The sequence below is a fragment of the Bradyrhizobium sp. IC3195 genome (assembly GCF_020193585.1).
GTDB lineage: Bacteria > Pseudomonadota > Alphaproteobacteria > Rhizobiales > Xanthobacteraceae > Bradyrhizobium > Bradyrhizobium yuanmingense.
The window spans coordinates 84,686-106,972 of the sequence record NZ_JADYVG010000007.1 but is presented as its reverse complement, the minus strand read 5'-3'; the positions used below and the strand labels follow the sequence as shown (position 1 = coordinate 106,972).

18 protein-coding genes are annotated in these 22,287 nt (G+C 65.3%); 9 read left to right on the top strand and 9 right to left on the bottom strand.

All coding sequences use genetic code 11. The features are described from left to right. Positions 1-8 precede the first annotated feature (8 nt). Positions 9-287 (bottom strand): DUF4212 domain-containing protein, encoded by a 279-nt coding sequence (locus I6F09_RS16335; RefSeq protein ID WP_035996678.1) that lies wholly within the window; start codon positions 285-287, stop codon positions 9-11. 269 nt (positions 288-556) lie between these two features. Between I6F09_RS16335 and I6F09_RS16330 the strand changes: the two genes are divergently transcribed. From I6F09_RS16330 to I6F09_RS16320, 3 genes are all read left to right on the top strand, one after another. Continuing rightward, positions 557-1,165 carry a hypothetical protein gene (locus I6F09_RS16330; RefSeq protein WP_057028414.1) on the top strand — a complete coding sequence of 203 codons (609 nt, stop codon included), beginning with the start codon at positions 557-559 and terminating at the stop codon, positions 1,163-1,165. 72 nt (positions 1,166-1,237) lie between these two features. Next, complete coding sequence (locus tag I6F09_RS16325; protein ID WP_225188523.1) at positions 1,238-3,373, top strand: DUF294 nucleotidyltransferase-like domain-containing protein; 2,136 nt, start codon at positions 1,238-1,240, stop codon at positions 3,371-3,373. Positions 3,374-3,557: 184 nt separating this feature from the next. Next, positions 3,558-4,238, top strand: a complete 681-nt coding sequence (locus I6F09_RS16320; protein ID WP_035996645.1) for a response regulator transcription factor — start codon at positions 3,558-3,560, stop codon at positions 4,236-4,238. A gap of 5 nt (positions 4,239-4,243) precedes the next feature. Here the strand turns inward: I6F09_RS16320 and I6F09_RS16315 are convergent, their stop codons facing one another. After that, a complete protein-coding gene (locus tag I6F09_RS16315) occupies positions 4,244-7,075 on the bottom strand; it encodes a winged helix-turn-helix domain-containing protein (protein ID WP_225188522.1) in 2,832 nt (943 codons plus the stop codon). Positions 7,076-7,270: 195 nt separating this feature from the next. On the opposite strand from I6F09_RS16315, the gene I6F09_RS16310 reads away from it, so the two are divergent. From I6F09_RS16310 to I6F09_RS16295, 4 genes are read left to right on the top strand one after another with little or no spacing between them, the layout of a single operon-like run. After that, entirely contained in the window at positions 7,271-7,690 is a 420-nt protein-coding gene (locus I6F09_RS16310; protein WP_035996651.1) for an organic hydroperoxide resistance protein, read from the top strand. Between the two features lie 35 nt (positions 7,691-7,725). Beyond that, complete coding sequence (locus I6F09_RS16305) at positions 7,726-8,754, top strand: alpha/beta hydrolase (RefSeq protein WP_225171884.1); 1,029 nt, start codon at positions 7,726-7,728, stop codon at positions 8,752-8,754. 52 nt (positions 8,755-8,806) lie between these two features. Then, positions 8,807-9,370 (top strand): cytochrome P460 family protein, encoded by a 564-nt coding sequence (locus I6F09_RS16300; RefSeq protein ID WP_225188521.1) that lies wholly within the window; start codon positions 8,807-8,809, stop codon positions 9,368-9,370. Positions 9,371-9,387: 17 nt separating this feature from the next. Further along, entirely contained in the window at positions 9,388-10,209 is an 822-nt protein-coding gene (locus tag I6F09_RS16295; RefSeq protein WP_035996659.1) for an SDR family NAD(P)-dependent oxidoreductase, read from the top strand. An 11-nt stretch (positions 10,210-10,220) separates the two neighbouring features. On the opposite strand, the gene I6F09_RS16290 is transcribed toward I6F09_RS16295, so the two are convergent. Together I6F09_RS16290 and hemA are read right to left on the bottom strand one after the other, a co-directional pair. After that, positions 10,221-13,730: a hybrid sensor histidine kinase/response regulator gene (locus I6F09_RS16290; RefSeq protein ID WP_225142881.1), complete on the bottom strand. Its 3,510-nt coding sequence runs from the start codon at positions 13,728-13,730 to the stop codon at positions 10,221-10,223. 181 nt (positions 13,731-13,911) lie between these two features. Further along, positions 13,912-15,141 carry a 5-aminolevulinate synthase gene (gene hemA / locus I6F09_RS16285; RefSeq protein ID WP_035996665.1) on the bottom strand — a complete coding sequence of 410 codons (1,230 nt, stop codon included), beginning with the start codon at positions 15,139-15,141 and terminating at the stop codon, positions 13,912-13,914. A 267-nt stretch (positions 15,142-15,408) separates the two neighbouring features. Here hemA and aroQ point away from each other — a divergent pair, with 267 nt between their 5' ends. Then, positions 15,409-15,840 (top strand): type II 3-dehydroquinate dehydratase, encoded by a 432-nt coding sequence (gene aroQ / locus I6F09_RS16280; RefSeq protein ID WP_035996668.1) that lies wholly within the window; start codon positions 15,409-15,411, stop codon positions 15,838-15,840. 170 nt (positions 15,841-16,010) lie between these two features. Here the strand turns inward: aroQ and I6F09_RS16275 are convergent, their stop codons facing one another. From I6F09_RS16275 to I6F09_RS16260, 4 genes are all read right to left on the bottom strand, one after another. Further along, positions 16,011-17,072 carry an MBL fold metallo-hydrolase gene (locus I6F09_RS16275; RefSeq protein WP_035996672.1) on the bottom strand — a complete coding sequence of 354 codons (1,062 nt, stop codon included), beginning with the start codon at positions 17,070-17,072 and terminating at the stop codon, positions 16,011-16,013. A gap of 137 nt (positions 17,073-17,209) precedes the next feature. Continuing rightward, on the bottom strand, positions 17,210-19,366 hold the full coding sequence (locus tag I6F09_RS16270; RefSeq protein WP_074447650.1) for a methyl-accepting chemotaxis protein: 2,157 nt from the start codon (positions 19,364-19,366) through the stop codon (positions 17,210-17,212). 161 nt (positions 19,367-19,527) lie between these two features. Beyond that, positions 19,528-20,253, bottom strand: a complete 726-nt coding sequence (locus tag I6F09_RS16265) for an outer membrane protein (protein WP_035996788.1) — start codon at positions 20,251-20,253, stop codon at positions 19,528-19,530. A gap of 224 nt (positions 20,254-20,477) precedes the next feature. Continuing rightward, positions 20,478-20,798, bottom strand: a complete 321-nt coding sequence (locus I6F09_RS16260) for a hypothetical protein (protein ID WP_035996689.1) — start codon at positions 20,796-20,798, stop codon at positions 20,478-20,480. Between the two features lie 189 nt (positions 20,799-20,987). On the opposite strand from I6F09_RS16260, the gene I6F09_RS16255 reads away from it, so the two are divergent. Continuing rightward, positions 20,988-21,272 carry a hypothetical protein gene (locus tag I6F09_RS16255; RefSeq protein WP_036020690.1) on the top strand — a complete coding sequence of 95 codons (285 nt, stop codon included), beginning with the start codon at positions 20,988-20,990 and terminating at the stop codon, positions 21,270-21,272. 32 nt (positions 21,273-21,304) lie between these two features. Here I6F09_RS16255 and I6F09_RS16250 read toward each other — a convergent pair whose 3' ends face one another. Continuing rightward, a complete protein-coding gene (locus I6F09_RS16250; RefSeq protein ID WP_036020644.1) occupies positions 21,305-22,246 on the bottom strand; it encodes an AEC family transporter in 942 nt (313 codons plus the stop codon). Positions 22,247-22,287 lie beyond the last annotated feature (41 nt).

Genomic DNA, 22,287 nt, shown 5'->3' with positions numbered 1-22,287 from the left:
CAATCCCCCTAATCGTCTTCTGCGAAGCCGAATTCTCGGTCGATCTTGTCCTGCTGTCTGGCGAAGACGAACAGGATGACCACGAAGGCGATCAGCGAACCCTGCGCGGCCATATAGAAGCCGAGCGGGAAGCCAAGGATCGGCAGCTTGATGGCGTTGAGCGGAACCACGAACATGTGGATGACGTATCCGAAGAAGAACCAGATGCCGAGGTTGATCAGCATCAGGCGCGAGGTCTTGCGCCAGTGGGCTTCTTCTCGTTCTTTGAGATTTTGGGAGTCAGGCATGGGCTGCATTTCCTCTGTCAGCACTCCGGCATGCGAGCCGGAGGAATCGAGGGGTTGCATACCCGTCGCTGCGGCCCCCCCGTGCCGCCTTCCAACCGGTCTTTCGCCAATTTGGAATGTCGGAGGCTAACATCAGGAGTGCCGAGGTCTTTCTAATACTTTCGGAGGGAACCGATGTTGCGGATGCGAACGGCGCTGCGGCCGTTGACAATTCGGGCGCGGCGAGCGCGGGATAGCACGGCGATTCCGTTTGGCAGGATCGGATTGCGATGAAGCTGCTGCAGAAATTCTTTCGTCCCCGGCCGCCGATTGGCGATCGCAAGGCGCTTGCCGACTTCATAGACGCGCAGTCGGCATTCATCGTGCAAAAGGGTATTTACGAGTATTCGCGTGCCCGCGCGGGCCATTACGCCAAGGTGCTGTTTGCCGAGGAAGGCTTTGCACAAGCCGTCGAACGGTCGCGCTGGCAGGCTTATCCGCTCGGGCTTGCGATGGTCGGCGAGATGGTCGAGGGGGTATTGCGCCCACATGCCGGCATGCACCGCCGGGCGGTTCTCGACCAGATGATCCTCGTCGTCCTCTCGGTTTTCGACCGTTACCCCGTGCCGCCGTCGCTCGGCGAGGACGCCTGGCTTGAGGCCCGGCGCGAGCTGGAGCAGAGGCTCGACCTTGTTGGCGGGCATGCGCCCAAGCGCGTGATGGACATTCCCGAGCCGCTGGCGGAAACCTATTTTGCGATGATGCCGATCCACGAAAAGCTGCGCGGACGGGATTTCGAGACGATCCGCAATTACCTGCGCGTCAGCCTGTGCAACATCCATGACGAATTGGTCGATCGCATCGATGCGGCTGCCGTGACCAACAGGCTGCTGGCGTAGGATCGCCCGGCCTCTGCCAATGCCCGGTTTGCCGGCCAGCATCGCACGGTCCGGGCCTTCCGAGGGAGGACAATGGATACGACGAGTGGTGCCGCCCCGCTTTTGTCGCTCGACGCCGTTGTCATCGATGCCGAAACGACTGGGCTCGATCCGCGCAAGGCGCGGGTGATCGAGCTTGCCGGCGTGCGTCTGTCGGCCGGAAAGCTGGTCGACGGCGGTTCGTTCGTTCAATTGCTGCGGCCGGCCGATCAACCGATCCCCGCCGAAACGACGCGCATTCACGGCATCGATGATGCCATGGTCGCTGAATCGCCGCTATTCGTGGATGTGTGGCCGCGTTTCGAGGCATTCCTCGGCCGGACGGTCGTCATCGGGCACATGATCGGTTTCGATCTGGCCGTCCTGAAGCGCGAATGCGATCTGGCGGGATTGCCATGGTCCCGGCCTCGAACGCTCGATACCAGACTGCTTGCGGAGATCGTTGCGCCGGACCTCGGCGGATACCAGCTGGAGAATCTTGCGGCCTGGCTTGGCATTGACGTAGCCGGCCGGCACTCCGCTCTCGGCGATGCGATCACGACGGCACGGATCTTCCTTGCGCTGCTGCCGAGGCTGCGCGAGCACGGCATCCGGACCGTCGCTCAAGCCGAGCGGGTCTGTCGCGCGCTCACCACGGTGCTCGACGATCAGGTGCGGATGGGTTGGGTCGAGCCGGTCGAAGCGACGGCTCGTATCGATGCAGAGCAAACGCTGAAGCGATTCGACGCCTATGCCTATCGCCACCGCAACCGCGACATCATGCGGTATCCCGTCATTTTCGTCGGTCCGGACGTTTCGGTGAGCGAAGCCCTGGCGCGAATGACCAGCGAGAGAATATCGGCTGTGTACGTCGGTGCGGCGGATGCGGCCGCCGACGATATCAAGGCCGTCGAGGCCGGGATCGTTACCGAGCGTGACGTGCTGCGGGCGATCGCCCGGCTCGGTGCCCCCGCGCTGGAGCTGCCGGTGCACCGCATCATGAGCAGGCCGCTGGCGGCGATTCCCGAGGACGCGCTTGTCTATCGCGCGATTGGCCGGATGATTCGCCTCAAGACCCGCCATCTCGGCGTCGTCGATGAGGCCGGCCGGGTGGTCGGTGCGTTGTCCGCGCGGGACCTGCTGCGTCTGCGGGCAGGGGAGGCCATATCGCTCGGCGACGAGATCGAGGATGCTGCGGATACGCAGGCATTGGCGCTGGCCTGGGCGAAGCTGCCGCGGGTTGCGGAGGTGCTCCTGGCGGAAGGATTGTCCGGGCGTCAGATTGCGGAGGTGATCTCCAGCGAGCTCTGCGCCCTCACCCGTCAGGCCGCTGTGATCGCCGAGCGGATCATGCGGGATCGCGGTCGGGGCGCGGCCCCCACGCCCTACACGCTGATCGTGCTCGGGTCTGCCGGGCGCGGCGAAAGCCTGCTGGCGATGGATCAGGACAATGCCGTGATCTTCGCGCAAGGCGAGCCGGGAGGCGACGAGGATCGCTGGTTTGAGACGTTCGCAGCGCACGTTGCAGATATTCTGCACGAGGCCGGTGTGCCTTATTGCAAGGGGGGCGTCATGGCGAAAAACCCACCCTGGCGCGGCTCTGTCGCAACCTGGCGGGACCGCATCGAGCACTGGGTCTGCCGCTCCAGTCCAAAGGATCTGCTGTCGGTCGATATCTTTTTCGATCTCCGGGCCGTTCATGGCGACGGCAGCCTTGCCGTCGCGGTCAGGCAGGCGGCTTTCGCGGCAGCCGAGGGGCAGGTCGCGTTCGCCAAGCTTCTGGTCGAGGGGATCAGCGTCCCTGCGAGCCTGAAATTCTTCGGCGGCATTCGCACTGACGGCGGTCGCATCGACCTCAAGGCGGCAGGGCTGTTCGGCCTGGTCGCTGCAGCGCGTGCGATGGCGATCCGATACCATGTGATGGACCGATCGACATCGCAACGCCTCGCGGGCGTGAAGGCCCTGGTTGGCCGTGGCCAGACCGATCTCGATGCGCTCGACGAGGCCCATGGTATCTTTCTGGAGCTGATCGTGTCGCAACAGATTGCGGATGTGGCGCAGGGGACGGCGCCCTCCAATGCGGTGTTGGTCAAGCCGTTGTCGGCCCGTGATCGCGAGCGATTGAGGGCAGCGCTTCAAGCGGTCGCCGTGATCGATGAGTTGACCCGAGACCTGCTGTTCAGGGATTGATGAGACTCGTCAGCGGCTTTTTGCGCTGCAACATCAGTTGGTTGACGCCTGTGATTAACCGCCTTGCGACTACGGGCGGAAGGTTGCCTTGCAAGACGGCTCCAGTCAGTAAACAATCGCAATTGCTGCATGATCAGCAACGAGTTGAACTTCTTTCCCGATCTTTCGTCGGCCTGCGGAACAGATGACTGCAACAGCCAATGCAAACACCCATCTCGTCATCGCCGATGATCATCCCCTGTTCCGCGATGCGCTGCGGCAGGCGGTGGCGGGCGTTCTCCCCGCGGCTCGGATCGACGAGGCCGGGTCCTTCGAGGATCTGACCAAGCTTCTTGAGCAGGCCTCCGAGGTCGACCTGGTCCTGCTCGACCTCTCCATGCCTGGGATCTCCGGCTTTTCCGGCCTGATCTATCTGCGTGCGCAATACCCGGCGATCCCGGTCGTGATCGTCTCGGCCTCCGACGACAGCGCCACGATCCGCCGTTCGCTCGATTTCGGCGCGTCCGGCTTCATCCCGAAGCGGTTCGGGGTCGAGACCTTGCGCGACGCCATCCTCAAGGTGATGGAGGGCGACGTCTGGGTCCCCGCCGATACCGACCTCTCCGCCGCCGCCGATCCCGACATGACCCGCCTGCGCGACCGCCTGGTGACGCTGACGCCTCAGCAGGTTCGCGTCCTGATGATGCTGTCGGAGGGCCTTCTCAACAAGCAGATCGCCTACGAGCTCGGTGTCTCAGAGGCCACCATCAAGGCGCATGTCTCGGCGATCCTGCAGAAGCTCGGCGTCGAGAGCCGGACGCAAGCGGTGATTGCCGCCGCCAAGATCGCCGGCGGCCAGTGGAAGCAGGGTACGCCCACGGAATAGGGCTGCTACAGCGTGGTCAGAAGCACGCTGGCCGCTTTGATATCCGCCGTATCGGCGCCCTCGGCAAAGCCCTCGAGCGCCGATTGGAGCCATCGCTTCGCCTCGTCGCGCTGCCTGCGTCCGGCAAACAGCCCGGCGAGATCGATCGCAGCGCGCAGCTCCCAGGCCGTGGCGCCTTTCCGGCGGCTGAGATCCAGGGATTGCATGAAGTGGGCTTCTGCCTGCTCGGCGTCGGGCTCCGGCAGCGACAACAGAACTCTGCCTTTCATCCGCAGCAACTCGGGCATGTAGAGATGATCGCCGCCCTGATCAACGAGGCGGATCGCATCGTCGATCAGGCGCGCACTCTGCTCGATCTGTCCAAGCGCCAACAAGCCTTGAACCAGCGCGATGTTGAAGGTCGTGGTGAGCAGTTCGTAGCCGGCCTCGTGGAGCTCGCGTAGGCAAGCCATGATCGTATCGACGCCTTGCGCGGCGTCTCCCCGACGGATCGCCAGTTCGCCTTTCACGCCGCGGCCCACCACGAGATAGGGACCCATCGAGCGAGATTCGGCATGCGCGATGAATTGGTCGATGCTCTGCTCGGCGCCGTCGAGATCGCCGTCCCAGAGCGAGATCGAGACCGCCCAGATCAACGCGATGCACAGCGTGATCGGATGCTCCATCTGCGCGGCTTCAGTCACCGTCTGTTGCGCCAGCTGCCGCGCGTCCGCGGGCCGGCCCTGCAACCAGAGTTCGCGCGCCAGCGTGATGCCGGCCCGGTTGCGATGATCGAAGCCATGGATGGTGCTGATTCGTTCGGCGCCCGGCCCTTGCCATGCGACCTCCAGCATCTTCAGCGCGTCGCGGTGCTCGCCGGCCAGATGCAGCGAAACCCCGAGCAGCGAATGGGCGAGGACGATCGAGCCGGGATCGCCGAGCGGCTGCGCGACCGCAAGGCTCTGCTGCGCATAGCCAAGCGCGGCATGGAACTGCCCCATCCGTTCGTGAAAGATATGCATGCGGCCGAGCAGCTGCAGCTGGTTCGGCGCGTCGCCGCGCGCCTCCGCCATCGCAAGGCTCCTGCTCAAGGCCGCGCGCGCCGCCTCGCTGCCGCCGCGCGTGAACATCAGGGTCAGCCCGAGGGCAGCCTGGATGTGCATTTCATCGGCGCTGCCGCGCGCGGACGGGGTCATCGCAAGCAGTGCCCGTTCCGACCAGCGCCGGCATTCGATCAAGAGGGACATCGCGAGGAAGATCGGCGCTGCCGCGGCGGCGAGCGCAATGCCGGCGGTGGCGTCGCCGCCCGCGCCAAAGCACCAGTCCAGCGCGGCACGCACATTGTGGAGCGCGGAGAAGTGGATCGCCCGTTCGTCGGCGTTCGGCGTTGCCGCCCATGTGCTGCCGGCCTGCTCCAGCCATCGCCGGTAGTAGGTCGCGTGGCGGGCGGCGAGCGCGGCGTCGTTCGGCTCGATCTCGAGCAGATAGGCGCGCGTGGTATCGAGCAGACGGTAGCGCATCATGGCGCCGACCGGCCGCGGCGCGACCATCGATTTGGCGACGAGACTGTCGATGGCATCGAACAAATGGGAGCGGTCGGCACGTTCATCCGGGACGACCTCGAGGGCGGCGTCGATGGTGAAGTGACCTGCGAAGACCGCCAGCCTGCGGAGGACGAGGCGCTCGATGTCGGACAGCAGCCCGTAGCTCCAGTCCAGCGTCGCCCGCAACGTCTTCTGTCGCGGGGGCGCGGTGCGCTGGCCCTGCCAGAGCAGATTGAGACGCTCATCGAGCAGCGCGGCCGTCTGCTCCAGGCCGTAAGCTTCGACCCGGCCGGCGGCGAGCTCGATCGCCAGGGCCATGCCGTCGAGGTTGCGGCAGATCCTCGCGATAGTCGCGGCGTTGGTATCGTCGAGCGCGATCTGCGCGCCGCCAGCGGTCGCCCGTTCGATGAAGAGCTGAAGCGCGGGATAGGTCTGTGCAGCCGCCGCACTCAGCCCGGCACTATCAGGCGGTACGGCGAGCGGCGCCAGTCGATAGACCTGCTCGCCCTCGACGCGCAGGGCTTCGCGGCTGGTGGCGAGGATGTGGACATCAGGCGCAGCGTGGAAGATCGCCGAAGCCAGCGGTGCCGCCGCGGCGATGACATGCTCGCAATTGTCGAGGATGAGCAGCAACCGCTTGTCCCTGACATGCGCGAGCAGCGCGGGCAGGGGATCGTCGGTCTCGGCCGGCAAGCCGAGCATCAACAGGATCGAGGTGATCACGAGATTGGGATCGCTGAGCGCGGCAAGGTCGACGAAATGCGCGGCGTCGGAGAACGTCGCGAGCAGGTCGTGGGCGATCGCCACCGCGACGGCAGTCTTGCCGACGCCGCCCGGACCGACGATCGTGACGAAGCGCGAGGTGAGAAGCTTGTCGGAGATGGTGGTGACCGCCTGGTCGCGCCCGATCATCCGTTGCAGCCGATTCGGCAGCTTGACCGGCGGCAGTTCCATCGGCGGGGACGAGCGCCGCGCCGCCGGAAGCTGCGTGTGCGAGATCGGTGCCACGAAGCAATAGCCGCGCCCGGAGAGCGTCGTGATGTATCGCGCGCCGTCCTTGCCGTCGCCGAGCGCCTTGCGGAGAGCGGCGATGTGAAAGCGCAGATTGGCCTCTTCGACAGTGATGCCGGGCCACACCAGCGCCATTAGATCCCATTTGCTGACGACCTCGTTCGGCCGCGACATCAGTGCGGTCAGCGCGTCGAACGCCTTCGCACCCAGCGGCACTGTGACGCCGTCGCGCGTCACAAGCCTTTCATGTGGCGCCACGGTGAATGGTCCGAACGAGAGTCTTGGCCCGGTCGGCGTGGTCATCGCGAAATCTTGCTCATTTGCGAACCGGATAGCCAGAGGGCAGCCATCCCGCAAGGCCTGCGTTGCATCGGCCTCAGACCTTGTTTGCAGGCCTCGCAACAGCTTCTGCGCCGGCCTCACAACTTCTCACAAGTCCAAACGGGTCTCCGGAGCGCGTCGCTGCTAGTCAGTTTGCGCGACTGCAAGGAGCTCTTCATGACGCAAACGGCAAAACTGCTCTACACGGCCCGGACCCACACCAGCGGCGGCCGGCACGACGGCATATCGCGCAGTTCCGACGGTCGCCTCGACGTCAAGCTGTCGCCGCCGGGCGGGGCCGGCATCGGCACAAATCCCGAGCAATTGTTTGCGGCCGGCTGGTCAGCCTGCTTCGAAGGCGCCATGGAACTCGCCGCGCGCAAGCAGAAGGTGACCCTTCCCAGGAAAAGCGCGATCGACGCGGAGATCGATCTGGTGCTCGACGAGGGCGCCTACGCGCTGAGGGCGCGCCTCAATGTCAGCCTGCCGGGACTCGACCCCGAGATCGCACGCGGCATCATCGATGAAGCGCATCAAACCTGCCCCTACTCCAAGGCCGTCCGCGGCAACATCGACGTCACGGTCGCGCTGATCTGACGCACCATCATAAATCACGACAAGGTCACATCATCATGAAGCAGCTCATCGATCAGCACCGCCGCCAGTTTCTCGGCATCGCCACCGGAGCCGCCGCCGCCGGCATCGGCGTGATCGCGTTCGCTCGTGCCGAGACCGAACCGCAGCGATCCCAAGCATCGAATGCGTCCTTCGGCGCGATCAAGCAGATCGATGCCGGCGTTCTCAACGTCGGCTATGCCGAGGCGGGTCCCTCGAACGGTCCGGTGGCGATCCTGCTGCATGGCTGGCCCTACGACATTCACGCCTTCGTCGAGGTCGCGCCGCTCCTGGCCAAGGCCGGCTATCGCGTGATCATCCCATACCTGCGTGGCTACGGCACGACGCACTTCCTCTCCAGCGAGACGCCGCGCAACGGCGAGCCTGTGGCCATGGCCGCGGACATCATCGCGCTGATGGACAAGCTCGAGATCAAGAAAGCCGTCGTCGCCGGCTTCGACTGGGGTGCACGCACCGCCGACATCATCGCCGCGCTGTGGCCGGACCGTTGTCGCGCGTTGGTAGCGGTCAGCGGCTATCTGATCTCGAGCCAGGCTGCCGGCAACGCGCCGTTGCCGCCGCAGGCGGAGCTGCAATGGTGGTACCAGTTCTACTTCGCGACCGAACGCGGCCGGGCCGGATACGAGAAGTACACGCACGATTTCGCCAAGCTGATCTGGAAGCTGGCCTCGCCGCAGTGGAAGTTCGACGACGCCACCTTCAACAGGAGCGCGGCGGCGCTCGACAACAGGGATCACGTCGCGATCACGATCCACAATTACCGCTGGCGGCTCGGGCTTGCCCAGGGCGAGGCGAAATACGAGCCTCTCGAAAAGAAGCTGGCCGCAGCTCCGCAGATCGAGGTGCCGACGATCACGATGGAGGGCGATGCCAACGGCGCGCCCCATCCCGAGCCGAGCGCCTATGCCAAGAAGTTCTCAGGCCGATACGAGTTTCGCCTGATCACCGGCGGCGTCGGCCACAATCTGCCGCAGGAAGCGCCACAAGCCTTCGCCAAGGCCGTCATCGACGCCGACGGCGCCTAGGCATTCGTCGGCACGTCCGTCCAGCCTCATTGATCGAGCCCGATGAAACATCATGACGATAGCCGAACCCGAAAAGAAGAAATCTCTCTACACCACGATGATCGCGCTGACCGTGGTCGTCCTCGTCGTGCTCCTGACCTGCATGCCCTACCTCGTCACGATCGCCTTCGCGGAAGGGCCAGCGGAACAGAGCGCGGCGGACGCCTCGCCGATCTTCGGCGTCACAATTCCAGCCGGCTATAAGCGGTGGGAGCTGATCGCGCCGGCCGAAGAGGCCGCGCCGCTCGACGAGCTGCGCGCTGTTGTCGGCAACCAGACCGCCATCGATGCCTATCAGGCTGGAAAACTGCCGTTCCCGGACGGCACCATTCTGGTCAAGCGCGCCTGGAAGCGGAAGCAGTCACCGGAGTTCGCGTCCGCGACGATTCCCGGCGCCGCCACCACGGTCCAGGTGATGGTGAAGGATTCCAGGAAATACGCGGCTACCGGCGGCTGGGGCTTTGGCCGCTTCGTCAACGGCAAACCGGTGGACGAGGCGCAGCACCGCACCTGCTGGGGCTGTCACGAAGCCCGGGCCAAGAGCCGCGACTATGTCTTCACGCGGCTTGCGCCTTGAGACATACGGTGACTGGCTTGAAGACTTGGTTCATCAGCGGCAGCTCTCGCGGGCTTGGCCGTGCCATCACGGAAGCGGCACTCGCCGCGGGCGACCAGGTGGTTGCCACTGCGCGGACGCTCCAACCGCTTGAACCGTTGCGGGAACGTTTCGCTGAAAGACTGTGCCTTGCAACGCTCGACGTCACGGATGAAGCTGCCGCGCCGGCAGCCATCGCGCTTGCTGCGGAGACGTTCGGCGGACTCGACGTGGTCGTCAACAATGCCGGCTACGGCGACCTCGGATCGGTCGAGGATACTGGCCTGGACTCGTTCCGGCGGCAGATCGAGGCCAATTTGATAGGCACCATTATCGTCACCAAGGCGGCGATTCCGGTGCTGCGCCGGCAGCGCCGTGGCCACATCGTGCAAGTCTCGTCCGTAGGCGGCCGGATCGGCGCCCCAGCCCGCGCCGCCTATTCGGCCGCGAAATGGGGTATCGAGGGCTTTTCGGAATCGCTGGCGCGCGAGATGGCGCTGATCGGCGTGAACGTCACGATCGTCGAGCCCGGCGGCTTTCGCACCGGCTTTGCGCGAGCCGCACATGGGACCGGCGAAGGACGCCCGGAATACGATGCGCTCGTCGGCGCTGCCGTCAGGATGCAGCGCGATTACGACGGCCGGCAGCCCGGCGATCCAGCCAAAGCCGCGGCCGTGGTTCTGAAGCTTGCCGATATGGAGCGCCCGCCTCTGCGCATTGCGCTCGGAAGCGATGCCGTCGACGCCATCGCTGCGATCGATAAGCTCCGCCTCGAAGAGCTGGAGAGGTGGCGAGCGCTCAGCGTATCGACTGACTATTGACCCCGGGGGCCTCACTCCGCCGCCACCATCTGCTGCGTGCGCCACTGCCCGAGCAGGGCACGCAGCGAAGCCGGCTTCACCGGCTTGTTGAGCACCGCGATCTTCTCGTCACGCGCGGCGACCTGCACGGCGGGGCTGCGGTCGGCCGTGATCAGGATCGCAGGGATGGTATCGCCGAAACGGCGGCGGATCTCGCGGATGGCGGCGATGCCGTTGCCGCGATCGAGGTGATAGTCGACCAGAAGGCCGGTGACGCGGCGGCCGGCGGCTTCGATCGCAGCGATCGCGCCTTCGGGATCGGCGACCGCGATCACCTCGGCATCCCAGGCCTTGAGCAGCGTGCGCATGCCGTCGAGGATCGCCGCATCGTTCTCGATGCAGACGATCAGCGCGCCCGAGATCGGTGTGCGCGCCAGCGGCGTCGCGCTGGTCACGGCCGCGGTGTGGGTGACCGCCTTCGCTGTCGGCACGGTCACCGAGAACACCGAGCCGCCGCTTCGGTTGCCGTCGATGGCGATGCCGTGCTTGAGCACGCGGGCCAGGCGTTCCACGATCGAGAGGCCGAGGCCCAGACCGCGCGCGATCCGCGCGCCCTGCTCCAGGCGATGGAATTCCTTGAAGATCTCGCCGCGCTTGACCGCGGGGATACCGACGCCGGTGTCGTAGACGCAGATCTTGAGCGAGGCGCCGCGGCGGCGGCAGCCGACCAGCACGCGGCCGCGCGGGGTATACTTGATCGCGTTCGAGATCAGGTTCTGGAGCAGGCGCCGCAGCAGGAGCCGGTCCGACTCGACCGGCAGCGAGCAGGGCACGAAGGCGAGCTCCAGTCCCTTGGCGCGCGCGATCGGCGCGAACTCGATTTCCAGCGAGCGCATCAGATCGGCCATCTTGAAGCTCGAGATCGAGGTCGCCATCGCGCCAGCGTCGAGCCTGGAGATGTCGAGCAGAGCGCCGAGGATTTCCTCGATCGCCTGCAAGGATTCGTCGATGTTCTCGACCAGCCGCGTCTCCTCGCCATTGTGCTGGCGCTCGACGAGGCTTGTGACGTAGAGCCGCGCCGCATTCAGCGGCTGCAGGATGTCGTGGCTGGCGGCGGCGAGGAAACGCGTCTTGGAGATGCTGGCGTCCTCCGCCGCGCTCTTGGCGATGGCCAGCTCGGAGTTCAGCCGCGTCAGCTCCTCGGTGCGGTCGCGCACGCGCTTTTCCAGCGTCGCATTGGCGCGCTCCAGCGCTTCGGCGGCTTCGAAGGTCGGCGTGACGTCGGTGAAGGTGATGACGAAGCCCCCGCCGGGCATGCGGTTGGTGAGCACTTCGATCACCATGTGGCGTTCCGGCAGCCGCTCGAGATAAGGCTCGCTGTCGGTGGTGTAGGCCGCCAGGCGCCGTTCCAGCAGGGCCTCGCGCTCGAGCGGATCGTTCGGATCGCCGAGGCCGATGAACTCCAGGATCTCGCGCAAGGGCGTGCCGAACTGGATCAAATGCAGCGGCACATTGAGGAGGTCACCGAACTGCCGGTTGGAGCAGATCAGTTGCAGATCGGCGTCGAACACGGCGATGCCCTGACGCACATGGTTGAGCGCGGTCTGCAGGATCTCGCGGTTGAAATGCAGCGCGGCGTGCGAATCGTCGAGCAGCTTCAGCGCGGCCTTGGCGGAGACCGTCCGCTTGCGCAGCAGCAGCGACATCACGAGACGGGAGGAGGCCGCGCCGATCGAGGAGGCAATCAGATGCTCGGCGTGTTGCAGCAGCTCGAAATCGGCGGGCGCACCGGGCTCCAGCCGCACGTTGCGCCGCGCCGAGAAGGCCTCAAAGGAATGTCGCGCGCGGTCGGGCCCGAGATATTGCGCCACTGTGGTCTGGATGTCCTGCACGGTGACGGTGCTGCGCCAGCGGCGGAAGCTCGGGGAGATCGGTGCGAGCGTATTGGGCACGAACAGATCGGCTTGCAGCAGCTCGATGGAGGATGGCCGGCGTGCCAGCGACAGCAGCACATAGGTCAGGATGTTGAGGGACAGCGACCAGATCACGCCGTGCATCAGGGGCGGCAGGTCGGCGCCGAACAGTGCCTGCGGCCGCAGCGCCTCGATGCCGAACGGGCCGTGCTGCAGCAGCAGGATGCCTGACGTCGAGGAATCCATGAAGCTCGGCATGAACAGCGTGTAGAGCCACACCGCAAACCCGACCAGCATGCCGCCGATCGCCCCGCGCGCGGTCGCGCGCCGCCAGAGCAGGCCGCCGAAGAAGCTCGGGGCGAGCTGGGCGATGGCGGCAAAGGAGAGCAGGCCGATCGCCGCGAGCTGGGTGCTGCCGAGCGCGCGATAGTAGAAATAGGCCATCACCATGATGGCGAAGATCGCGAGCCGGCGCGAGCGCAGCAGGAAGTTGCTGAAATCGGCCCCGCCGGCGCGCCCCTCCGGCCGACGTTTCAGCACCAGCGGCACCACGAGGTCGTTCGAGACCATGATGGAGAGCGCGACGCATTCGACGATCACCATGGCGGTTGCCGCCGACAGCCCGCCGACGAAGACGGCGACGCTGAGCAGGTTCGCGCCGCTCTCGATCGGCAGGGCCAGCACGTACATATCAGGGTCGGCCGTGCCGAACGGGAAGGTCACGAGGCCGGCGAGCGCGATCGGGATCACGAACAGGTTGATGGCGACGAGGTAGAGCGGAAACAGCCAGCGCGCGCGGCCGACCTCGGCATCCGAGGAATTCTCCACCACGCTGACGTGAAACTGGCGCGGCAGCAGCATGATCGCGCACAGCGACAGCAATGTCATGGTCAGGAAGTTGCCGATCGACGGCGAATAATTGATGGCGCGCACCGCTTCCGGCGTCCTCATCGCGCGCTCGATCAATTCATGCGGCGAGAACATCCAGAAGGTGACGAAGATGCCGGCGGCGAGGAAGGCGACCAGCTTGATGATGGATTCGGTCGCGATCGCCAGCATCAGGCCGTGCTGGTGCTCGGTCGCGTCGGTCTGTCGCGTGCCGAACAGCACAGCGAAGGCCGCCATCGTCAGCGTGACCATCAGCGCCATGTCGCCGAGGATCGGGATGTGCGAGAAGGCCTGGTCTTCGCTCAGGATTGTGCCCAGCGAAGAAGCCACCGCCTTGAGCTGGAGCGCGATATAGGGCACCGAGCCGATGATCGCGATTGCGGCGACGGTCGCCGCCACCGCCTGGCTCTTGCCGTAGCGGGCCCCGATGAAGTCGGCGATCGAGGTGATGTTGTGGGCTTTCGCCAGCTGGATCACGCGTCGGAGCACCCCGGCCCCCAACCCGATCATCAGGATCGGGCCGACATAGATCGCGAGGAAATCGGTCGAGGTGCGGGTCGCGAAGCCGACCGACCCGAAGAAGGTCCAGGACGTGCAGTAGATCGCCAGCGACAGCGGATAGATCAGCCCGGAGGCGCGGCCGCGACCGGCCGGCGAGCGGCGGTCGCCGTGGCTCGCCACCAGGAACAGGAAGCCGATATAGCCGAAGGCGGCGGCGATCACGCCCCAATCGTGCAGCATGGGTCGGGGGCTCTCTCCCTGGGCGCCGGCGGCGCCCGAGCTCATTTTCCTTGCAAACCTAGCGCGTTGAGCGAGTGCAGGCGACAGCGAAATGCCGTGCGGCGGTAGGAACTGCCGGCGTCGTTAAGCGGTGGGGCGAGCTGTCCGCCCGCTCTTACCCTCCAGGGAGGGTAAAAGAGGCCTATTCCGCGGCCAGCGACTTCGCGCGCAGCGGCAGGCCGAGGCGGTCCCACACTTGCAGCAGCGCTTCGGCGAGCTGATCGATCAGGCCGTCGTCGTGATAGGGCGAGGGCGTGATACGCAGGCGCTCGGTGCCCTTGGCGACGGTCGGATAGTTGATCGGCTGGATGTAGATCCCGTGCTGTTCGAGCAGCAGGTCGGAAGCCTGCTTGCACTTCTCGGGATCGCCGACGAACAGCGGTACGATGTGTGTGTCGCTCGACATCACCGGCAGGCCGGCGGCATTGAGGATCGCCTTGACCCGGGCGGCACGGTCCTGGTGGCGCTCGCGCTCCCAGCTCGACGTCTTCAGGTGCCTGATCGCGGCGGTCGCGGCCGAGCAGACCGCCGGCGGCAGCGCGGTGGTGAAGATGAAGCCCGGCGCATAGGAGCGCACGGCGTCGATGATCTGGCCGTTGGCGGCGATGTAGCCGCCGAGACAGCCGAACGCCTTGGCCAGCGTGCCCTCGAGAATGTCGATGCGATGCATCACGCCGTCGCGCTCGGCGATGCCGCCGCCGCGCGGGCCGTACATGCCGACGGCGTGGACTTCGTCGACATAGGTCATCGCGCCATATTTCTCGGCGAGATCGCAGATCCTGGCGAGCGGCGCGACATCGCCGTCCATGGAATAGAGACTCTCGCAGACGATCAGCTTCGGCCGATCGGGACCGGCCGCTTTCAACAGCTCTTCGAGATGCGCAACGTCGTTGTGGCGGAACACGATCCGCTCGCAGCCGGACTGGCGGATGCCCTCGATCATCGAATTGTGGTTGAGCTCGTCCGACAGGATCAGGCAGTTCGGAATGAGCTTTGCGATGGTCGGGATGCCGGTCTGGTTCGAGACATAGCCCGAGGTGAACAGCAGCGCGGCTTCCTTGCCGTGGAGATCGGCGAGCTCGGCTTCGAGCTGCACCAGCGGATGATGCGTGCCGGCGATGTTGCGGGTGCCGCCGGCGCCGGTGCCGACGCGCGTGGCAGTCTCGACCATGGCGCCGACTACCTTCGGATGCTGGCCCATGCCGAGATAGTCGTTGGAGCACCAGATCACGACGTCGCGCTTGCCCTTGGGCGAGTGCCAGACCGCATGCGGGAACCGGCCGGCCGTGCGTTCGAGGTCGGCGAACACGCGATAACGCCGCTCGGTGTGGAGACGATCGAGGGCGGAATCGAAGAATTGGGCGTAATCCATCGGCAAACCTGCAACGGAACCTGACCAAGGGGACGGGTCTACTTAGAGCTTTTCCAGCTCCAATGTCTATGCGCTATCCCACATTTGGATCTGTGGGGCATTTGGGCAAAATGCCCTATCCGGCGCGTCTCAGTTTGATCCCGATCAATCCTGCGCGACATATAATGCTGCTCTGCACCATCTGCCGGGGCGACCCAGCCTATGGTCTTCCGTCGCGGCCCGGCGCGCGCTTTCCTTGCTCAACCAAGCTCTCGAAAGGACCCTTCCATGAAGCGCGTGATGATCCTCAACGGTCCCAACCTCAACATGCTCGGCATCCGCGAGCCGCACATCTACGGCACGACGACGCTCGCGGAGGTCAACGCGAGCTGCGAGGACGCAGCCGCCAGGCTCGGCCTCAAGCTCGCCTTCCACCAGTCCAACCACGAGGGCGTGCTGGTTGATCTGATCCAGTCGGCGCGGCAGGACGCCGAGGCCATCGTGATCAATCCGGCCGGCCTCTCCTTCACCTCGGTCTCGATCATGGACGCGATCAAGACGTTCGAGGGCCCGGTGCTGGAGGTGCACATCTCCAACATCCACGCCCGTGACGAATATCACCGGCATTCCAAGATCTCGTTCGTGGCGACCGGCGTGATCTGCGGGCTCGGGCCGTTCGGCTACATCGCGGCGCTGCACGCGATCGCAAATATGAAGTGAGGCGCCAGCCGCGCCGGAGGTCTGCTCCCTCGCCCCGTTCTTACGGGGAGAGGGTTGGGGTGAGGGGCTGTTTCGGCAATGATGGTGAGAGTTGGACTCGCGGAGACTCCCCCTCACCCGCCACGCTTCGCGTGTCGGCCTCTCCCCGCATGCGGGGAGAGGCGAATAACTCACGTCGTCCGAAACTGCAGCACGCCGTCCTGCATCTCGGGCGTGAGGCGGCCCTCGACGATCATGTAGTTGACGTGGGCGACGAGCTCGCCGGCGGCAAAGCCCATCTGGTGCTCGTCCAGCACGTGCTTGTTGAACACCACGGGCACCAGAGCGCGCGAGGTTTGCGGCACCTCACGGCAGGCTTCCGCGATCAATCGGCAGCGCTCTTCATGGTGGTCGGCGAGCTGCTTGATGCGGGTCTTCAATCCGTAGAACGGCACGCCATGGCCAGGCAGCACCAGCACGTCATAGGGCAGCGTCGTGGTGAGGCTGGCGAGCGAGGCCAGATATTCGCCGAGCGAGTTCTGGTCGGGCTCGACCGCCCAGACGCTGACATTCGGCGAGATCTTGCTCAGCACCTGGTCGGCGGAGAGGAACAGCTTGTCGTCGGCGCAATACAGCATCACCTGGTCGAGGGCGTGGCCGCCGCCGGTGATGACCTTGAAGCGGCGCGTGCCGATCACGACGTCGTCGCCATGCGAGATGCGGCGGTAGGACGGCGGCAGCACCGAGACGCGCTTCAGATAGTCCTGGCCGCGGCCGAGCAGCTTTTCGGTGAGCGACTCGTCCATGCCATGGCGGCGGAAGAACAGCCGCTGCGCCTCGCGCCGCTCCTCGGTGCCGCGGTTCTGGTGATAGACCGATTGCAGATATTCGACCTGCGACATCACCAGCGGGCAGCCGAACCGCTCGACGATCCAACCGGCGAGACCGACATGATCCGGGTGGGAGTGGGTGACAATCAGGCGCGTGATGTTGACGCCTTTTAGCGGTCCGTCGAACAGCTTCGTCCAGGCCTCGATCGTCTCCTCGTTGCCGAAGCCGGCATCGATCATCGCATAGCCGTCGCCATCGGCGAGCAGGTAGATGTTCACGTGGTTGAGGCGGAACGGCAGCTTCAGCCGCGCCCACAACACGCCGGGCCGCACCTCGACCACCTGTTCGGGGCCGGGATGCTGTTCCCAGGGGTAGCGCAGGGCCTCGGCCGAGGACTGCGGGGTGTCGGTTTTCGAGCTCATGCTATCGGCTTAAACCCAGCGCGCGCGGGGCGCCAGCCGAAAAAGGATGCTGGGCGGCGACAGCATGGCGGTCATACCGAGGCAGTTTTCCGTAGCCCGGATTGCGCTACGCTCCATCCAGGCTACAGGACAGGGCCTTACGCCGCCCGCATGTCGTTGAGGAAGGCGTCGATCTCCCCGCGCAGCATATCGGCCTCGCGGCGCAGCGCGTCCGAGGCGCCCAGCACCTCGGTGGCCGCAGCGCCGGCTTCGGCGGACGCGGTGGAGACGCCGACGATGTTGCTGGAGACCTCGCTGGTGCCGCCGGCGGCATGCTGGATGTTGCGGGCGATTTCGCGCGTCGCGGCGCCCTGCTCCTCGACCGCTGCTGCGATCGTGGTGGTGACGTCGTTGATCTCGCCGATGATCCGGCCGATGCCCTGGATGGCGCCGACCGCGGAGGTCGTGACTGACTGCATGCTGGCGATCTGGGTGCGGATCTCGTCGGTCGCCTTGGCGGTCTGGCTCGCCAGGCTCTTCACCTCGGAGGCAACCACCGCGAAGCCGCGGCCGGCCTCGCCGGCGCGTGCCGCCTCGATGGTGGCGTTGAGCGCGAGCAGATTGGTCTGCGAGGCGATGGTCTGGATCAGGTCGACGACGACGCTGATGCGGCTCGCGCTGTCGGCAAGGCTCTGCACCGTGGCGTCGGTCGCTCCCGCTTCGTCGACCGCCTTTTTGGCGATCTCGGCGGAGGTCACGACCTGACGGCTGATCTCCTGGATCGAGGAGGACAGCTGCTCGGTGCCGGCCGAGACGGTCTGCACGTTGACCGACGTCTCCTCCGCGGCGGAGGCGACCGCGTTGACCAGCGCGTTGGACTGGTCGGCGGTGTTCGACATGCTCTGCGCGGTCGATTGCATCGAATTGGCCGATTGGGCCAGATTGTCGAGCGCGGAGCGCACCGTGCTTTCGAACTGGGCGATCTTCGCCTCCATGCGCGCGGCGCGCTCGGCCTTGGCGATACGGTCCTTGTCCTGCTCGCTCGTCAGCGCGCGGGTCTCGATCATGCTCTCCCGGAACACCTGCAGCGTGTTCGCCATCACCGAGATTTCGTCGTTGTGATTCTTCGAGCGGTAGATCTCGGTTTCGAGATCCCCGTTCGCGAGCAGCTGCATCGACTGCTGCAAGGCGCCGATCCGGCGCAGGATGTTACGGCCGACATAGAGCCAGACGAACAGCGCCGAGCCGACCAGCATCAGCGCGCCCAAGCCCAGCATGACCGACGTCGCGAGCGAAATCTCCTGCCGCGCCTGGAAGGTCGAGGTGTTGGTCTCTTTCTGCACGCCGTCGACGAGCTGCTGCACGCTGATGCCGAGCCCGACATTGAGCTTGCGGGTCTCGTCCAGGATGGTCTGGCCGTAGTCGATGGAGTCGAGCTCTTTCTCGCGCAGATTGAACACGCCGGTCTTGCCGGTGCCGAGCGCGAGCAGCTTTTCCGCGGTGTCGCGCAGCATCTTGTTGCCCTGGTTGTCCGGCAACAGATCGAGGTTCGACCGCAGGCGCCCCTGCGCCGTCTTGAATTCCTTCTGGATGTCATCGAGCTTGTCGCTGGTGTTCGCCGACAGCGCCGCGCTCATGTTGGCGGCGGCGAGATTACCGCTGGCGACGACGTTGCCGAGCTGACCGACGGTCTGCGCGGCGTCGGTCGCGTCTGCGGCTGACAGGTCGGCTGAACCGAGAATGGCATTGACGCGGGTCTGCGCGTCCAGCATCGCCGGACTCGCTGCGCCGACGAACGCGCCCTGCGCGGCGCGAAGCGCGTCATATTGCTTGTCGTGCAGCGCCGCGATGTCGAGCCGTTCGCGGGCGGCTTTCGTCAGGCTCTGAGCCGCCTCGTTGATGCTCTTCATCGTCTCGCTGAGCCCGGAGACGACGCTCTTGTCGCCGCCGAGCTCGATGATCTCGTTGAGCTTCTGCTGCGTTTGCTCCTGTAATTCCCTGAGTTTCTTGGTGCGCTCGTTCAGAGCGTCCTCGCTCTGCGCCGCAAGCAGGGCCGGTCCCTGCGCCGCGAGGCTCGCACTCAGCGCCGACAATTGCAGGCTGGCGGAAAGGCGCGGAATGTCCCGTCCGCTCAGTTCAGTCATGCGTCCGCCGAGATTCTGCAGCGCAAGGCCGGCGCCGGCCGCGATCACGAGGCCCATGCCCGCGATGACCGCAAACGCCGCGAACAGGCTGCCGCGCACGCCCCATTTGGGCATTTTGAAACGCGGACGGAAACTGCCAAGGAAGCGGCCAAGGCCCAAACGGATCGGCATCGAAAATTCCCCCAATGTTCTTCTATTTGTGGCTGCAGTATCGGCAGCACCGGTTAAGGAATCGCAATGAGCCCAATCGGTTGACGTTGTTCCGCAGAGCGAAAAAAGAGGGGCCGGCAACGAGGCCGGCCCCTTCATCTTGATAAGGTCCTGGTAACCGATCAGTAGCGCGCCATGGCCGGGCTCGCCCAGTTGAAGCGGTAGTTGACGCCCGCCTTGAAGGTATGGTCGTCGGTGGTGAAGGCGCCGGTGCCGGCGAGCGGACCGGCAGTGAAGCTGGCGTCGCCGAAATTGTAGTACTGGTACTCGGCCTTGGCCGACCAGTTCGGGGCGAACATGTATTCGAGGCCGGCGCCGACGGTGTAGCCGTTGCGGTGATCGCCGGTGATGACGAAGGCGGCCGGCACGCCGCCGACGGTGACCCTCTCGTTGTTGTCCGAATAGGCGTAGCCGCCCTTCACATAGACCAGGCCGGGACCCCAGGTGTAGCCGACGCGACCCGTGATCGAGCCGAGGCCGCGCTGGTCGTTGGTGTAGGCGATGCCGCCCGGGAACACGGCGCCGACGCTGCCGGAGAGCCAGGAATACTGGCCTTCGACGCCGACCACGAAGTTCGGGTGGAACTGCCAGTCCGCACCGACCTGCACGCCGCCGAGGAAGCGGCCGTTGCCGTTGTTGCCGGTGGAGAGGCCATTGAAATTGTTGTCGCTGGAGAACGCGCCGCCGACATGGGCGCCGAGATAGAAGCCCGTCCAATTGTAGATCGGCGCGGCGTAGGCCGGCGCGGGCGTCTTGTAATAATTGCGGTTGCCGAGATCGGCACCGACGGCCGGCGCAGCCGCGCCCAACACGAGCAGCGCCACGGTCGCAAACAGAATCTTCTTCATCGTCTTGAACTCCAACACGTAAGGTCCCCGGCAGGCGCGTTTGCTGCGCCGCATTGGTTTTGCAGATAGCTCGCTTTTGACGAAAATGCTGTCACATCCGTGGCACAGCGACGGCCAACGTAACTTGTTGGGCCGCAAATGATTTTCGTGCTTAATGGCAACTTAAGAAGTGGTGAAGGAAGGCTTAACGGCGCACCCTGTCGGTAACTTGCGCGCGCCTTGCGTTAACCAAGACGCCGCCGTGCCTCATCGCGCATCTGCGCGCGAAAGGCGGCGCGCTTTGCCGGCCTGTCTTCCTCACGCACGTCGTGTCGATCGAAGATGTCGAACTTCTCCAGGATCGGATAGCGCTCGCTCGCCATCGCGAGCACGCGCAGTATCCTGGTCCCCTCCGGCGTCGGGCCGCTGACCTCCCAGCGCCGGATGGTGTCGGCGCCGCCTCTTTCCGGCAGTCCGCAAAGCTTGGCCATGTCGGCCGCGCTGAGCTTGCGCTCGAGGGCATCGGAGAGGTCGTTGCGAAGCTGCTTCAGTTCGGCGCCGGTCATGCTTGCGTCCAGGGAAGTCACTGAAAGCAATGCACTAGCGCTGATTCGGGTCCATCCGAAGACGGTATGAGTCCGCCGCGCTCCGGCACCTTGGTCCGCACACGGAATTATGAAGGGAGAACCCATGGAAATTTGCCGATGCATGAACACTTGGCATATCGGGGCGCGCAACGGGTGAAGGGATCAGCCATGAAAACCATCAGACTCGCCATTTCCGCGCTGATCACGACGGGACTGCTTGCCGCACCATTCGCAGCTGAGGCGAAAAAGGTCCGGTCCAGCCGGCAATACAGCACTGGTGTGGTGGCTCCGACCTATGGCGGAGCCGGAGCGCCGGCCGCGCAACCGAGGGCGGCCTACGGATCGTCGGGACAGTCGGTTGGCACTGTCACCGCGCCGTCGATCGGATCATACAATTGGCCCTCGGTCGGCGTGACCAACTCGGCTCCCACCTGGAGCAACACCACGAGATAGAGGGCTCCGGCAAGGTGGAGGCCACTGGCGGATCAACGCATGCCGCTCGCCGATCCCGAGAGCAGATAAAGCGCGATGAGCAATGTCGCGACCGACAGCATCGTCGTGATCGAGACCGTGGCCGCAACCAGCTTCTCCTCGACCTTGTGTTCATGTGCGAGGACGTAGACGGTTTTCGCCGTCGGCACGGCCGCGCAGATGACCGCCGCAACCGTGTAGAGAGGGGTGAGGCCGATCACGACGCAAAGCCCGTAGACGATGAGCGGCATGACCACCAGTTTCACCGCCGCGAGCGCAAACGACGCTTTCAGGTTGGACCGCAAGCCCTCGATGGACAGGCCAAGCCCAATGGCGAACAGCGCGCACGGCGTGAGCGCGGCAGCGATCATGTTGAGATAGGCCGCGACCGGTGCCGGAATCGGCAGTCCCGTCACCGCCCAGGTGAGGCCGATGAACGTCGACAGCACCATGGGATTGAGCAGGATCTGCTTTGCCAGTCCCATAGAGCCCACGGAGGCCCCGCGTGCATCGCGCTTTTCCAGCAGGATCACCGTGATCGGAAACATCACCGCGGCCACGAACACCGTCGCGACGGCCGCGGGCAGGACGGCGGGTTGGCCGTAGATCGCATGCAGGATCGGCAGCGCAACGAACCCGGTGTTGGTCATCGCCGCCGCCATCCCGTGAATGGTGCTGCTGGCGAGGTCGTGTTTGCCGCCTGCGCGGACCGGCACGAACACGAGCGCGAAGCAGATCAGCGAGCCGCCGCCGAAGGCGAGCAGAAAACGCCATTCCAGGAGATTGCGCGCCGGCTCCTGGGCGATCGTGACAATCAACAGCGCCGGCATCGCCACGTTGTAGGCGAAATGCACCAGGGCATCGGCCAGCGCCCGCGAGAGATAGCCGAGCTCGCCGGCGAGCCAGCCGGTGACGATGATCGCGAATACGGGAAGAACGAGGCTGGCGACCTCCATCCGGCTTCCCCCTCATTTTCGAACAGGGAGGGTAGACCGGC